The sequence below is a fragment of the Thermoactinomyces sp. CICC 23799 genome (genome assembly GCF_016055145.1).
Classification (GTDB): Bacteria; Bacillota; Bacilli; order Thermoactinomycetales; family Thermoactinomycetaceae; genus Thermoactinomyces; species Thermoactinomyces intermedius.
This window is the reverse complement of the sequence record NZ_JAECVV010000004.1, coordinates 15,152-27,798: the sequence shown is the minus strand read 5'-3', so window position 1 is coordinate 27,798 and position 12,647 is coordinate 15,152. Positions and strand designations below refer to the sequence as shown.

The 12,647-nt window shown below is 48.1% G+C and carries 15 protein-coding genes, 1 tRNA gene and 1 riboswitch; of the genes, 2 read left to right on the top strand and 14 right to left on the bottom strand.

Going from position 1 to position 12,647, the window contains the following annotated elements:
- Window positions 1–47 precede the first annotated feature (47 nt).
- The 6 genes from I8U21_RS06185 to I8U21_RS06160 all read right to left on the bottom strand — a co-directional run bounded on the left by I8U21_RS06185 (window position 48) and on the right by I8U21_RS06160 (window position 4,229).
- Window positions 48–121: transfer RNA gene (locus tag I8U21_RS06185), tRNA-Gly, on the bottom strand.
- Window positions 122–208: 87 nt separating this feature from the next.
- Window positions 209–595: a DUF4190 domain-containing protein gene (locus tag I8U21_RS06180; RefSeq protein WP_181730902.1), complete on the bottom strand. Its 387-nt coding sequence runs from the start codon at window positions 593–595 to the stop codon at window positions 209–211.
- 101 nt (window positions 596–696) lie between these two features.
- Window positions 697–2,289, bottom strand: coding sequence for a peptide ABC transporter substrate-binding protein (locus I8U21_RS06175; protein ID WP_198053532.1), 1,593 nt, complete (start codon window positions 2,287–2,289; stop codon window positions 697–699).
- A gap of 182 nt (window positions 2,290–2,471) precedes the next feature.
- The gene (locus I8U21_RS06170; protein WP_370527034.1) at window positions 2,472–2,753 is read right to left on the bottom strand and encodes a DivIVA domain-containing protein; all 282 of its coding nucleotides are present in this window, start codon (window positions 2,751–2,753) and stop codon (window positions 2,472–2,474) included.
- A gap of 93 nt (window positions 2,754–2,846) precedes the next feature.
- A complete protein-coding gene (locus I8U21_RS06165) occupies window positions 2,847–3,389 on the bottom strand; it encodes a YhcN/YlaJ family sporulation lipoprotein (RefSeq protein ID WP_181730905.1) in 543 nt (180 codons plus the stop codon).
- A 156-nt stretch (window positions 3,390–3,545) separates the two neighbouring features.
- Window positions 3,546–4,229, bottom strand: coding sequence for a zinc metallopeptidase (locus I8U21_RS06160; RefSeq protein WP_181730906.1), 684 nt, complete (start codon window positions 4,227–4,229; stop codon window positions 3,546–3,548).
- Window positions 4,230–4,384: 155 nt separating this feature from the next.
- Between I8U21_RS06160 and I8U21_RS06155 the strand changes: the two genes are divergently transcribed.
- Entirely contained in the window at window positions 4,385–5,590 is a 1,206-nt protein-coding gene (locus I8U21_RS06155) for a cation:proton antiporter (RefSeq protein ID WP_198053531.1), read from the top strand.
- Window positions 5,591–5,662: 72 nt separating this feature from the next.
- On the opposite strand, the gene I8U21_RS06150 is transcribed toward I8U21_RS06155, so the two are convergent.
- Window positions 5,663–5,941 carry a hypothetical protein gene (locus I8U21_RS06150; protein WP_181730908.1) on the bottom strand — a complete coding sequence of 93 codons (279 nt, stop codon included), beginning with the start codon at window positions 5,939–5,941 and terminating at the stop codon, window positions 5,663–5,665.
- Between the two features lie 13 nt (window positions 5,942–5,954).
- The gene (rodA, locus tag I8U21_RS06145) at window positions 5,955–7,109 is read right to left on the bottom strand and encodes a rod shape-determining protein RodA (RefSeq protein ID WP_198053530.1); all 1,155 of its coding nucleotides are present in this window, start codon (window positions 7,107–7,109) and stop codon (window positions 5,955–5,957) included.
- A gap of 90 nt (window positions 7,110–7,199) precedes the next feature.
- Between rodA and ftsW the strand changes: the two genes are divergently transcribed.
- Complete coding sequence (gene ftsW / locus I8U21_RS06140) at window positions 7,200–8,342, top strand: putative lipid II flippase FtsW (protein ID WP_181730910.1); 1,143 nt, start codon at window positions 7,200–7,202, stop codon at window positions 8,340–8,342.
- 54 nt (window positions 8,343–8,396) lie between these two features.
- Here the strand turns inward: ftsW and I8U21_RS06135 are convergent, their stop codons facing one another.
- The 6 genes from I8U21_RS06135 to I8U21_RS06110 form a co-directional block, all read right to left on the bottom strand.
- Window positions 8,397–9,164: a thiazole synthase gene (locus I8U21_RS06135; protein WP_198053529.1), complete on the bottom strand. Its 768-nt coding sequence runs from the start codon at window positions 9,162–9,164 to the stop codon at window positions 8,397–8,399.
- Window positions 9,165–9,169: 5 nt separating this feature from the next.
- Window positions 9,170–9,373: a sulfur carrier protein ThiS gene (gene thiS, locus I8U21_RS06130; RefSeq protein ID WP_181730912.1), complete on the bottom strand. Its 204-nt coding sequence runs from the start codon at window positions 9,371–9,373 to the stop codon at window positions 9,170–9,172.
- Window positions 9,374–9,388: 15 nt separating this feature from the next.
- Window positions 9,389–10,483, bottom strand: a complete 1,095-nt coding sequence (thiO, locus tag I8U21_RS06125) for a glycine oxidase ThiO (RefSeq protein WP_198053528.1) — start codon at window positions 10,481–10,483, stop codon at window positions 9,389–9,391.
- Complete coding sequence (locus I8U21_RS06120; protein ID WP_198053527.1) at window positions 10,470–11,081, bottom strand: thiamine phosphate synthase; 612 nt, start codon at window positions 11,079–11,081, stop codon at window positions 10,470–10,472. Before I8U21_RS06120 ends, thiO begins: the two co-directional genes overlap by 14 nt.
- A gap of 73 nt (window positions 11,082–11,154) precedes the next feature.
- Window positions 11,155–11,256, bottom strand: a riboswitch (TPP riboswitch).
- Window positions 11,257–11,298: 42 nt separating this feature from the next.
- Window positions 11,299–11,757 carry a GNAT family N-acetyltransferase gene (locus I8U21_RS06115; protein ID WP_181730915.1) on the bottom strand — a complete coding sequence of 153 codons (459 nt, stop codon included), beginning with the start codon at window positions 11,755–11,757 and terminating at the stop codon, window positions 11,299–11,301.
- Between the two features lie 125 nt (window positions 11,758–11,882).
- Window positions 11,883–12,488: a DedA family protein gene (locus I8U21_RS06110; RefSeq protein WP_181730916.1), complete on the bottom strand. Its 606-nt coding sequence runs from the start codon at window positions 12,486–12,488 to the stop codon at window positions 11,883–11,885.
- Window positions 12,489–12,647: the final 159 nt, after the last annotated feature.

Below are 12,647 nucleotides of genomic sequence, written 5' to 3'. Positions count from 1 at the left end.
TATTGTGCATTTCCTAAAAGCGCTTCCAGTCCGTTCACAAAATAAACTGGAGCGGATGACGGGAATCGAACCCGCATTCCTAGCTTGGGAAGCTAGTGTTCTACCATTGAACTACATCCGCAAATTTCGTTTTAAATTATAACATATTTTTATCATAAGAACAAGCCTTTCTGAAAAAGAAAGGCTTGTTCACCTGATCCGGACGTGATTAAAAAAGTAGTCGGAACGGAAATAAAAAGAGTGCGACGATCAGGGCAACGATCCCAACAGCAATCGCCCACCATCCCAAAGCACTTTTTTTCCGAACGGCAAAAATCCCTACAATAATCCCGGCAATGGATAAAACAAACGGCCAGACAAAAAATGAAAGAACGGACAGAATCAAGGCGGTTAAACCAATGCCGAAGCCTCCCGCCTCTTCCTTTCTTTTATGGTTCTCCCTTCTGTCCTGCATCAGAGCCGGATTGGGAGCAACCTCTTGTGCCACCTCTTCATCCAGCTGAGGATTGTGATTATTTTCCTGATAGGAGCGATTTTCCATACGTTCTTCCTGACGTTCTTCTTGCTTTTGAAATTGATTGTCTCGATTTTCCATCATTACCCTCCAAATGGTCCGGATCTGTCTTTAGTATGTGTGTTTCAAGCAAAATTACTTTGTAAAAAAAATCCACTTGAAACTTCCGGACCAAAGAGGGCTTAATTCACTTCGGCATACGTATAATCTTTCGGACCGACCGGATGGCGGATGATGCCTTTGACTCCCGGCTGTTCCATATAGGCCGTGTTGTAATAGTAAAGCGGGAACACCGGCATATCGTCAAACAAAATCGCCTCCGCTTCATGCAGCAGTTTCTTTCTTGTTTCAGGATCTGCCGTTTCGGATGCCTGCTTGAGCAGCGCATCATATTTTTCATTGCTCCAATTGGTTCGGTTCATCGGATGCCCGGTTTGGAAACTTTCCAGGTAATTATAAGCATCGTTGTAATCCGCCAGGAAACTGGAGGTGCTCATTACAAACCGGGTGTTTTCCTGATCGGCATAATAGACTTTTTTCTCCTTGGCTTGCAATTGAATTTCCACGCCCAGATGTTTGCGATACATTTCCTGAACGGCTTCCACCACTTTTTTGTTTTTATCTGTGGCATTGCTGTACATGAGCGTCACCGGCGGTAACCGATCCCATCCTTCTTCTTTCATCCCTTCGGCCAAGAGTTGCCGTGCCTTTTCATACTGGCCGTCTGCAATCAGATTTCCCCCTTCCTTACGGAAATTGTCCGGCACGGAAGGAGCGACATAAGCGTAAGCCGGTTCTTCCCCGCTTCCCACGATCTGTTCCGTGATCAGTTTGCGGTCGACCGCCAGGGCAAACGCTTGACGGATCTTCTTGTTGGTAAACGGTTTCTCTTTCACGTTAAACCGGAAAAAGGAAAGCCCGCTTCCTTCCATGGTTTTCACTTTCCCTTCCCCGATCAGACGGGTTAACAGCTCCCCGGGGATGGAACTCTTTGACGCCACATGCAATTTTTTGGTTTGAAACATCTGATAAACGGTCTGGTTATCCGTAATCACCGAAAAATGAATTCCATCCAGTTTGACCTCATTTGCTTTGTAAAAATTTTCGTTTTTGGTTATTTTCACATAATTGTTGTGCTTCCATTCAGCCAACCGGAACGCGCCGTTGCTCACATAGTTTTGGGCATTTTGGAACATGTCGGGATTTTTTTCAAAAGCCTGCTTGCTCACCGGGGAATAAACCGGATAGGCGGTGAGTTCGAGGAAGGAAGGCGTCGGCTTTTCCAACTCCACCCGCAATGTGTTATCGTCCAACGCTTGAACCCCGACTTCTTCCACACCGGCTTTTCCTTGATTGTACGCTTCAGCTCCTTTAATAAAATAAAGCAGAAAAGCTGCTTTGGAAGCCGTTTCCGGGTTCAACACCCGTTTCCAGGCAAATTCAAAGTCATGGGCGGTCAACGGACTTCCGTCGGACCATTTGGTTTTTCTCAGCGTAAAGGTATAAACCCGTCCGTCTTCACTGGTCTCCACTTTCTCCGCAATGGCGGGCTGCGGTTGATGATTTTCGTCCAGGCGCATCAGTCCGACAAACAGGTTATGGGTGATATCCAGGGAATCTTCATCAAAAGCTTGCGCCGGATCCAGGGAAGTCGGTTCACCGGTGATGTTCAAATTGAGCATTTTGTCGCCTTGATCCGCTTTTGTACTGCAACCGCTCAACATCACAGCCAAAAGGAAAATGGCTGCCATCCCCATCGTCAATATTTTTCTCAATCGATGCCCCCCTTTTTTCTTCAAACTATTTTTTAATTCAGCAAAATATTCAAAAAACCTCCTTGGAAGAGGGTTTGATTATTAATTTTAATAAAAATATACTTCCATGGCGAAAATGAAGGAAACCGATTGATGTTGATCTGATACGGATGCCAGCCATTTTACACACATGTTTTTATGTATTAACGAAGGACGATTTTCTCCAAACGATCCAACCGGGCGAGAATATCGTTGATCACGTCATCGTTTTTAACGGCGGCATTGCGCCCCGTTGCCTGGGACACCTTTTTCCCCCCGCTTTTCAACTTCTTGATTTCTTCCTTCAAATATTCATTTTCCTGCAACACATCTTCGTAACTTGCAATCACCTGATCCAAAAATTTATTCACTTCTTCAATATCATAACCCCGCAACGATTGCTTGAAATCTTTGTTGAAAATCTCCATGGGCGTTAATCTTTTCACACACCGACACTCCCTGCTTCAATTTCCTTCTTTGCCCTAATTATATATAAAAAAGACAGACCTCAAAAGAGGTCTGTCTCCGTAAAAAAAGGCTTATTTGGCTTCCGGGAATGTTCTTTGGATGATATCATTCAAATTTTTGATGAATCCGCTGACCGGACGTCCGTTCCGCAGGTCATTGGCATAATTATTCATTTGTTTGACGAAATCCGGGTTGGCGGAGACATATACATCCCGCAACGTCGGATCCACGGCTCTGGCGTGTTTGGTGATCTTTTCTTTTAATCTGTCGGTCACCTTTCCGTCTCCGCGTTTTTCTTCTAAAACCACCGCCACATAAGCCGTGTTGCCCATCACAATGGCTGCGGCGCTGTTTACTTCCGGCAAACCGGCCACTTCGCCGGCCACTTCATCCGAAACCCGGACACCGCGCGTCAAGTTGTTGTCATCCGTATCATTGGTCCGGGTAAAATTTTGTGCACGTTCGTTCATATTGTTTCGATTGGCAATTCTCGTCACATCATCCCTCAGCGTGTCCCGGTCCACCCCTTGCTCTTGGGAAGTGGCACATGCACTCAATACAAAAACCAGGCATAAGCTCAATAAGCCACGCATCCACAAGACCATTCGGTTCATTTGTTTTCCCCCCTTTTGCTTTTGATTTGCCATTATTATTGTTATCCGGCCATCAAACTATGTACCCGGTTTCTGTCATAAAGACGGCAAAAGAGGAAAAAACAGGAAAGGATGATCAACCGTTCACAAAAAAACCCTCCGAAGAGGGTTTTTCCTTCAATCGTCCTGTTGCATGAAAAATAAAGCAACATATTGCAACAGTTCCACCAAGGCGACAACCGCACCGGCCACATAGGTCAGCGCCGCCGCTCCCAGGACTTTGCGGACGCCTCTTTCTTCCGAAGCTCCGTTAATAAATCCTTCCCTGACCATGATCGCCTTGGCCCGCGAACTGGCGTTGAATTCAACCGGCAATGTCACCAAGTGAAACAAGACAGCCACGGAAAAGAAAATCAATCCGAGCAAAAGCATTCCCGTCATTTTAAAGAAAATGCCGGCCATCAACAAGAAAGGAGCCAATCCCGAAGTGATGTTTAAGACAGGAACCATCCGATGGCGCAGGACCAACGCGCCATAAGCTTCTTTATGTTGAATGGCATGCCCGCACTCATGCGCGGCCACCGAAATGGCAGCAATGGAACCGGAGCTGTAAACCCCTTCCGACAACCGGACCACTCTGGACACCGGATCATAATGATCCGTCAACATCCCGCGCACCGGTTCCACCGCCACATTGTACAATCCGTTTTGATCCAAAATGCGCCGCGCCACTTCTGCACCGGTCAATCCGGATCGTGCAGGCACCCTTGACCACTTAGAATAATTTCCCCTCACTTTGGCCTGTGCCCATAAGGTCAAGACCAAACCGGCTAATGACAGCAACAGAAATACTCCAAACAATGACCCTTCACTCCTCAACTCAAGCCTGTATACACATAATATCTATACCCATTCTTATTCTAACAAAAACCAAAATGAAAACTAAACGATAAAATACGGACACGGATGTATTTTTATAACCAAAAAGATCCATCCTAACAACAGGGAGGGTTACCATGTTACCAGACCAATTCTTCGACTTCAGCAAACTGGAACAATTCCGATTCTTGTATGAGCTGGGAATCATCCTGCTCGCTGTCAAAATCTTGGGGCATCTGAGCAAAAAATGGGGTCAGCCCTCCGTGCTGGGGGAACTTTTGGCCGGCATCCTTTTGGGCCCGATGGTGCTCGACTGGATCCATATGAATGCGTTTATTGAAGAAGCGGCCGAAATCGGTGTCATTTTGCTGATGTTTTTGGCCGGGTTGGAAACCAATTTAAAAGAATTCCAAAAAGCCGCTTTTGCCTCCACCTTGGTGGCGGTGATCGGGGTGATTTTGCCGTTTCTCGGCGGACTGGCCGGCGGTCTCTGGTTTGACTACCGTTTTGCCACATCCATCTTCATCGGAACCGCTTTGGTGGCGACCAGTGTCAGCATTTCGGTTCAGACGTTGCGCGAATTGGGCTGTTTAAATTCGAAAGCGGGCAACACCATTTTGGGTGCGGCCGTCCTGGATGACATTCTCGGAATCATCACTTTATCCATTGTCATTGGTTTTGTGGGAAAAAATGGGGACGATAATTCATCGCTTCCGGTTTTGATTGTGAAAATCATTGTCTTCTTCGTATTCATCTGGTTGAGCCGCAAGCCGCTTCCGAAAATCTTTCAATGGGCCAACCGGATGATGACGACGGAAGTCATCCTGACCATCGGCATCATCGTGGCGCTCGTTTATGCATTTCTTGCCGAAATGTTCGGACTGGCCGGGATTGTCGGTGCATACTTTGCCGGTCTCATTCTCAGCACCAGCAAATTTCAGGACGAACTGTTCCCGAAACTGGAAACGGTTTCTTTTTCCTTTTTTGTGCCGGTCTTTTTCGTCAGTATCGGTTTGATGACGACGATTGAGTCCGTCAATGCATCCATTTTGATTCAGATCCTTGTGTTCTCCGTCGTTGCGGTATTAACCAAATTGGTCGGCGGTGCCATCGGGGCGAAATTGGGTGGTTTTCCGACAACCGATTCTTTCGCCGTTGGCGCCGGCATGGTGGCCCGGGGAGAAGTCGGGTTGATCATTGCAAGCATCGGATTAAACAACAAACTGTTTTCAGCCTCCCTGTTTCCGGTCATTGTTGCGGTGATTTTGATCACCACTGTTGTGACTCCGCCGCTTTTAAAAGTGTTTTTGCCCAAGCCGGGGAAAAAATCTGCCTCCTCCTGAACCCCTTATGATTTTATGGGACAAAAGGCAAAAAAAGTACAATAAAAACCGCCTTCAAACAGGCGGCTTTTTTTACTCTTGATCCGGGGTATGATCGGCTTTGTCCAACTCTTGCAGCAATTGGATGATCCGGTCCAGTTTGATTCCCTGCTCGTTTCGCGCCGACAATTTCAATGTGATTTCGGCACTGAATGCGGCAATATGCTCCCGGATTTCCACTTCGGTCTCACCGAAATTTTTTTGATAAATGTGCTGGCCTTTCACCTTTTTCCAGCCTCTTTGGATCAACGTCTCCTCATACTGTTCAAAATCCTTTTCCCGGATATCCAGGGACAAAGAAGTGATTTTCATGCATTCGCCTCCTCTAATGAATGGTAAATTGCAATTGTTCCGCCTTGGATCGCATTCCTACATTCAATGCCAAACCGATCGCCACCAGTTGCGTGACAATGGAAGTGCCTCCGTAACTGATGAACGGAAGCGGGATTCCGGTAATCGGCATTAAACCGATCGCCATTCCAATATTCTGGTATATTTGGAAAGCAAACATACCAACGATTCCGCAAACGATGCAGGTACCGAACAAGTTGGCCGACTTGAGTGCAATGCGAATCAAGCGGTACAGCAACATCAAGTAACAAGCGAGCAGGAACCCGGCGCCCAAAAAGCCGAACTCTTCGGCAATCACCGCAAAGATGAAATCATTGTGGGGTTCCGGAATCCAGTTGCCCTGTGCTTGCGTTCCCTGTTGATAACCTTTTCCCCAAAGCATTCCCGAACCGATGGCGATTTTGGCCTGGGTTGCCTGGTAACCGGCTCCCGTCGGATCGGATGCCGGATCCAAAAAGATCTGGATCCGTTCAATCTGATGATCCGCCAACAAGAGGTGGAGCAAAGGAGAATCCGTCAGATAAAGAAAAATGACCGAACCGACGACGATTGCAATCGCCGTCAGACCGCCAACCAACCATTTCCAGTGCAAGCCGCCCACCAGTAAAATGCTTGCGGTGATGGCCAACAAGATCAATGCCGTTCCCAAATCGGGCTGGATCAAAATGATCACAAACGGAACGCCTGCAGCCAGCAAACCCTTTCCGAGCGTATGAAAATCCTCCCACATCTCCCCTTTTTTCCGGGACATCATTTTTGCTAATATCAAGATAACAAAGATTTTCATCATCTCCGACGGCTGCAGGGAAAACCCGCCAATCCGGATCCACAATTGCGCACCGTTTACTTCCTGGCCGATGCCCGGGATCATGACGATCAGATTTAAGAAAATGCCGATCCCGTATAAAATGTACAAGAGTTTCCCTTGTAACAAAATTTTATAGTCAAACAGGAGAACACCGAACATACAGAGAAACCCGACTATGTACCACATGATCTGTTTTTCGTAAAAATCCTGGTTTCCGGTGTAAGTCGCACTCGATATGGCAACAATGCTAATAGCCGCAAGCAGGATGAGGATCAACACGGTGGCAAAATCAATTTGTTGGATTTGATGCTTCTTGTTCATCACGATTTCCATTCTCCTTTTCTCTGCTCGGATTTCATCCTATCATAATGCATGAAACATCAAAACCTTTTGCAGAAGGAGATTTTCACTATGAAGCGTGGCAAACCAGACTTTTGGTTGATTTTTCTCACCTTTTTGCTGTTGGGAATTGGACTTGTCATGGTTTTTAGCGCCAGTTATTTCAATGGATATATCGATCCGGGCATCCATGATTCCTATTACTTTTTCAAAAAACAATCCATCTTCGCCCTGATCGGCTTGATTTTATTTTTTACGGTTTCCAATATCCCCTATCACACCTACCGCAAATGGGTCGGCCCGATCTTGCTCCTTTCGCTCATTCTTTTAATCCTCGTCCCGATGATCGGTCTGGCCAGAAACGGAGCGCAACGTTGGCTGGGTTACGGGGCCATCTCCTTTCAGCCCTCGGAATTTGTCAAGCTGGGGATGATCATTTACATGTCTTCCATCATGGTCAAAAAGCAACCGGTCTTGCATGAATTCCGGCGCGGTCTGCTTCCTCCCCTGATCGTCCTGTTTCTGATCTTGGGACTCTTAATGTTACAGCCTCATTTTAGCGCAACGGTGATTATCATGGGAATATGTTTCACCATCATTTTTTGCGCCGGTGCCCGGCTGAAGCATCTTTTTTTATTGACATTATCCGGCCTTCCCGTGCTCATCGGCGTCATGCTGTTGGGAGACTACCGCGTCGACCGGATCCAATCGATGCTCAATCCGTTAAGTGATCCGACCGGAGACGGGTATCAAATCATGCAATCCCTCATGGCTATCGGCCCCGGCGGATTGACGGGGGTGGGACTTGGAAGAAGCATTCAAAAGCTGGCTTACCTTCCGGAATCCCATACCGATTTCATCTTCTCGATTATTGCCGAAGAACTCGGGTTTATCGGGGGATTCATCATCATCGCTTTGTTTGCCTTGCTCATTGTACGCGGCATTTTGATTGCCATCCAGGCGCCGGACCAGTTCGGAACCTTGATGGCCACAGGAATCGTCACTTTGATTGCTATCGAAACGATTTTCAATCTGGGTGTGGTCACGGCATTGCTTCCGGTGACCGGGGTTCCGCTACCTCTCATCAGTTACGGGGGAACGGCACTCGTGTTTAAGTTGGTGTCGCTGGGCATTTTGCTGAACATCTCCCGCTACCGGAATGTAAAAAGCAAAGTGAAATTTTCTTCACCTGCCATTCGTCAGGTACATAGTTAAAAAAATCCCCCGGCCGGATCCATCCGGCAAGGGGATTTTTTCGTTAAGCGATTTTCAATTGGCCGGCAATCCCCCGGCGGGACTGCTGGCACTGGCATATTCCCGTTTCGGGATCCTTCCGGCCTCATATCCCATTCTTCCCGCCATGACGGCATATTTCATGGCTTCTGCCATCTTGACCGGATCTTTCGCCTGAGATACGGCCGTGTTGAGCAATACCCCGTCCGCTCCCAATTCCATGGCTTCCGCAACATCTTTCGGCGAACCGATTCCTGCATCAATAATTACCGGCACCGGCGAATCCTCAATGATCCACTTCAGATAGAGGGGGTTCAACAACCCTTGCCCCGAACCAATCGGCGCCCCTCCGGGCATGATCGCATGAGCCCCGGCTTCCCATAATTTGCGGGCCAAAACCGGATCATCCGAAGTGTAAGACAGAACGGTAAATCCTTCTTCCACCAACATCCGGGTGGCTTTTAACGTTTCAACGGGATCGGGCAACAAGGTTTTGGAATCGCCGATCACTTCCACTTTAATCATGTCGCACAAGTTGGAGGCCCGGGCCAAACGGGCGATCCGTACGGCTTCTTCCGCGGTCGTGGCCCCCGCTGTATTCGGCAACAGTTTGTATTTCTTCAAATCAAGCATTTCCAAGAAGTTGGGTTGCTCCGGATCATACAGATTCATTCTGCGGACCGCAAAAGTCAACACCTCGGTTCCGGATACATCCACCGCTTTTTTTTGTACATCCAAACCGGGAAATTTCCCTGTGCCAAGAAACAAACGCGATTGAAAAGTATGTTTTCCGATTTTCAACATCCGGCTTATCCCCCTCCGACAAAATGAACAATTTCAATGCAATCACCATCCGACAACCGGGTCGTGGCATGCATTTCCCGGGTCAGCACATGGCGGTTGTGTTCCACCACAAGAATTTTGCTGTTTAATTTGAAGTGTTTGATGAGATCATCCACTGTTTTCAGATGAGGGGGGACCGTTTGCTTTTCCCCGTTCAACTGAATTTGCACGGCACACCCTCCTTTTCATCCGGTAAACCTCCGGGGACTGAACGGTAGACATTCTTCTTCTGTCTCTCCCAAAATGAGACGGGTCACGACTTGACCGGTCCAAGGGCTGAGCAAAATGCCATTTCGAAAATGACCGGTGGCCACAATGCAATGATCGACGGTTTCCAGCCTGCCGATCACGGGAAGCCTGTCCGGCGTACCGGGTCGGACACTTGCCCACATCCGGCTGATGTTCAATTCTTTGACAGCGGGCAAGTAACGGGAGGCATCGGCGATGAGCCGGTAAACCGCTTCGGCTGTCACGCCGGGATCCCACTGATGCACTTTTTCGGTGGCGCCAATTATCCATTCCCCGTTTGCTTTTGGCACAATGTACACATCGTTGCCGAATATCGTGTGATTCAGGGACGGGCGGGTGGTCTTCAAGGCCAAAGACTCCCCTTTGACCGGATAAACCGGCAGGTTCAGTCCCAGCCGCCGCGAAGCAATCCCCGTCCAGGCACCGGTCGCCAGAACCACCGTGTCCGCCGCCCATTCTTCATGCGGGGTGACCACTTTCCGAATGCGGCCGTTTTCGACGCAAAAATCAATCACTTTGCAATCTTCGATTAATTCTGCCCCCTGCTGTTGCGCAGCCCGGATCAAAGCCTGGGTCAACCGGGGGGCAGAGACCTGAAATTCTTCAGGAAAAAACAAGCCGCCGATCACTTCTTCACCCAGACCTCTTTCTTTCTCCAGACATTCTTTGCGATCCAGCCAGACAGCTTTTTGCCATTTCATCCGTTCTTTTAAACCGGCCGCTTCCTCTTCTGACCGGGCGGGTTTGATCAATCCCGAACGGTTCAATTCAATATCCAGCCCGGTTTGTTCCCGCAATTCTTCCGCCAGTTCCGGAAACATGGACCGGCTTTTTAAACAAACATCGGCCAACGGGCCCGGCTGATGCATCTCCACCTGGGCTCCCAACATTCCCGCGGCCGCCCTTGAGGCATGAGCGCCCGCCCGGTCTTGTTCAAGAATAACAACGTTTACTTTCGATTTGGCCAAGTGATAAGCAATGGAACCGCCGATGATCCCTCCGCCAATAATTAAAACATCACTGTGCTTCATCAACCCACCTTCTTTTCATTTCCTTTGCCACTTCTTCCGGGGAAGGATGATGGGCGACGGCTGAAATCACAGCCACTCCTGTAGCACCCGTTTGTCGGATTTGATTCACATTTTCCGGCCCGATCCCGCCGATGGCAATGACAGGCAGCGAACAAGCTTGTACCAATCGCCGCAGCGATTCCACCCCGAAGGGAGGCAATCCCGGTTTGGAAGCGGAAGGAAAAATGTGCCCTGCAATCAGATAATCCATTCCTTCCCGCTTGGCTTCAACCGCGCGGCGGACAGAGTGAACGGAACGTCCCACCCGCATTTTCTGTTGCATCCGTTGCAGCATTTCCCGGGAAATCTCTTGTTGTTCGGTCAGATGCAGCCCCCCTGCCCCCAATTCTTCCGCCACAGCAGCATGCCGGTTAATGATCAACGATTTGGCCGGAATCGGGGTTTCTTGCAGAAGCAGACGGGCCATTTCCAGGATTTCCCTTTCGCTTTTATCTTTGTAGCGCAGATGAAAAGCATCGGCATAAGAAACCAAACGGGTCCATTGTTCGATCAAATCTCCGAGGGTTTGACAAGGGCTGGATATCACATGCAATTCCATGAACAAATCCCCCATCAAAAAAACCGGCATCCATGGGGATACCGGTTTTTATGCATCGTCAAGTCAACTTCATAACGAACCTTCCCCACTTCCTTTCGCTGGCATGACCCAGTTCAAGTTCAAAGGGTTGGAACCATGTTCCTCTCAGCACATCCGTGCACCCCTAGTGGATAATTTCAATATGATGTTTTCTTCTTTATTCTAAACATAGAATGATCTACCCGTCAACTTTTTTAAACATTCGCACGATGGGAATCCCTTCTCTTGTCATGATTTCTTCCTGCTTCTGAAATCCGTGCTTCTCATAACATCGAATGGCCGGCTCATTTTCTTTTCCCGTGGTCACGACCCAACTTTTGATCCCGGGTTGGTTTAAAACCTGCGTCAACAACCGGGAGGCAATCCCCTGCCGAAAATAGTCCGGATGAACCGCCAGACGGCAGATCGTCATCCGGTCTTTCTCTTTTATGTACGATAAAAAACCGGCCAATTGATCTTTTTTATATATACCTATAAACGTTTCTTTCGATTTTCGCATGGATTGAATGGTTTCTTTCAGTGTGGGAATATTGTAGGACCGGATTCGCTCTGCTTCCACCTGATATGCCGCTTGTTGTGTGGATAAAATTTGGATCAGATGTTTATCATCCATGAGCGACAAAATTTGAATCGTCATCCCCATCCCTCCTTAACCTCTTCCACTATATCTTTAACCCTCCACCTTTGACAAGCAATCGCCGGATTCCATAAAAAAGCCACCACCAACTTTCTTTTGGGGATGATGGTACCGTCCGCCACTTTCTATTTTGTGTTTAACGATTTATTTTGACTCCAAAAATACCATCCGCCAAAAATCAGAGCAACCGGCAACAGGATGAACAAAATCCGTGTTCCATACTTGTGCAACAGAAAAAAGCCCCATTCCCAATTTGCTCCCAGAAGATGTCCCAAACCGATAAACACGATGCACCAGCAAACAGCGCCTGCATAGGCATGCATGGCAAAACGCCAATAAGATATCCGGGTGATCCCCGCCAAATAGGCCGAGACATGGCGGACGCCGGGAATGAAATACCCGCCAAACAACAGCCAGTTTCCATATTTACGGAACAAAAGCTGCGTGATCCGCAACCGCCGGCGGGTAATGAAAAGCTTGGGTCCGTATTTTTTCAAAAAAGGATATCCCAACCAAATGCCGAGCAAATAACTGATGGTGATTCCACCCGCCGATCCGAGAAACGCACAAAGAATGGTGAGGTAAAAATTCAATTGTCCGGTGGTCGTCAAATAACCAAGAAAAGTCAACATAATCTCATCGGGCAACGGAAGCCCGATCAGTCCCAACACCAAAAACAGAAAAATTCCTATATACCCGTATTCCTGCAAGATATACAATGCTTGTTCCATAACTCAACCCCGTTTTTGGACACGTCTCCTTCTAAACATATCTTACGAATTCCGATGCTGAAAAATACTGCTTTTTGTCCGCGCCGGTCCATCCCGGCGGAAGTACCGTGACATCAACCATCCCGCCTGAATCCTTTCGCTTACCGTCTTGCTGCTTTT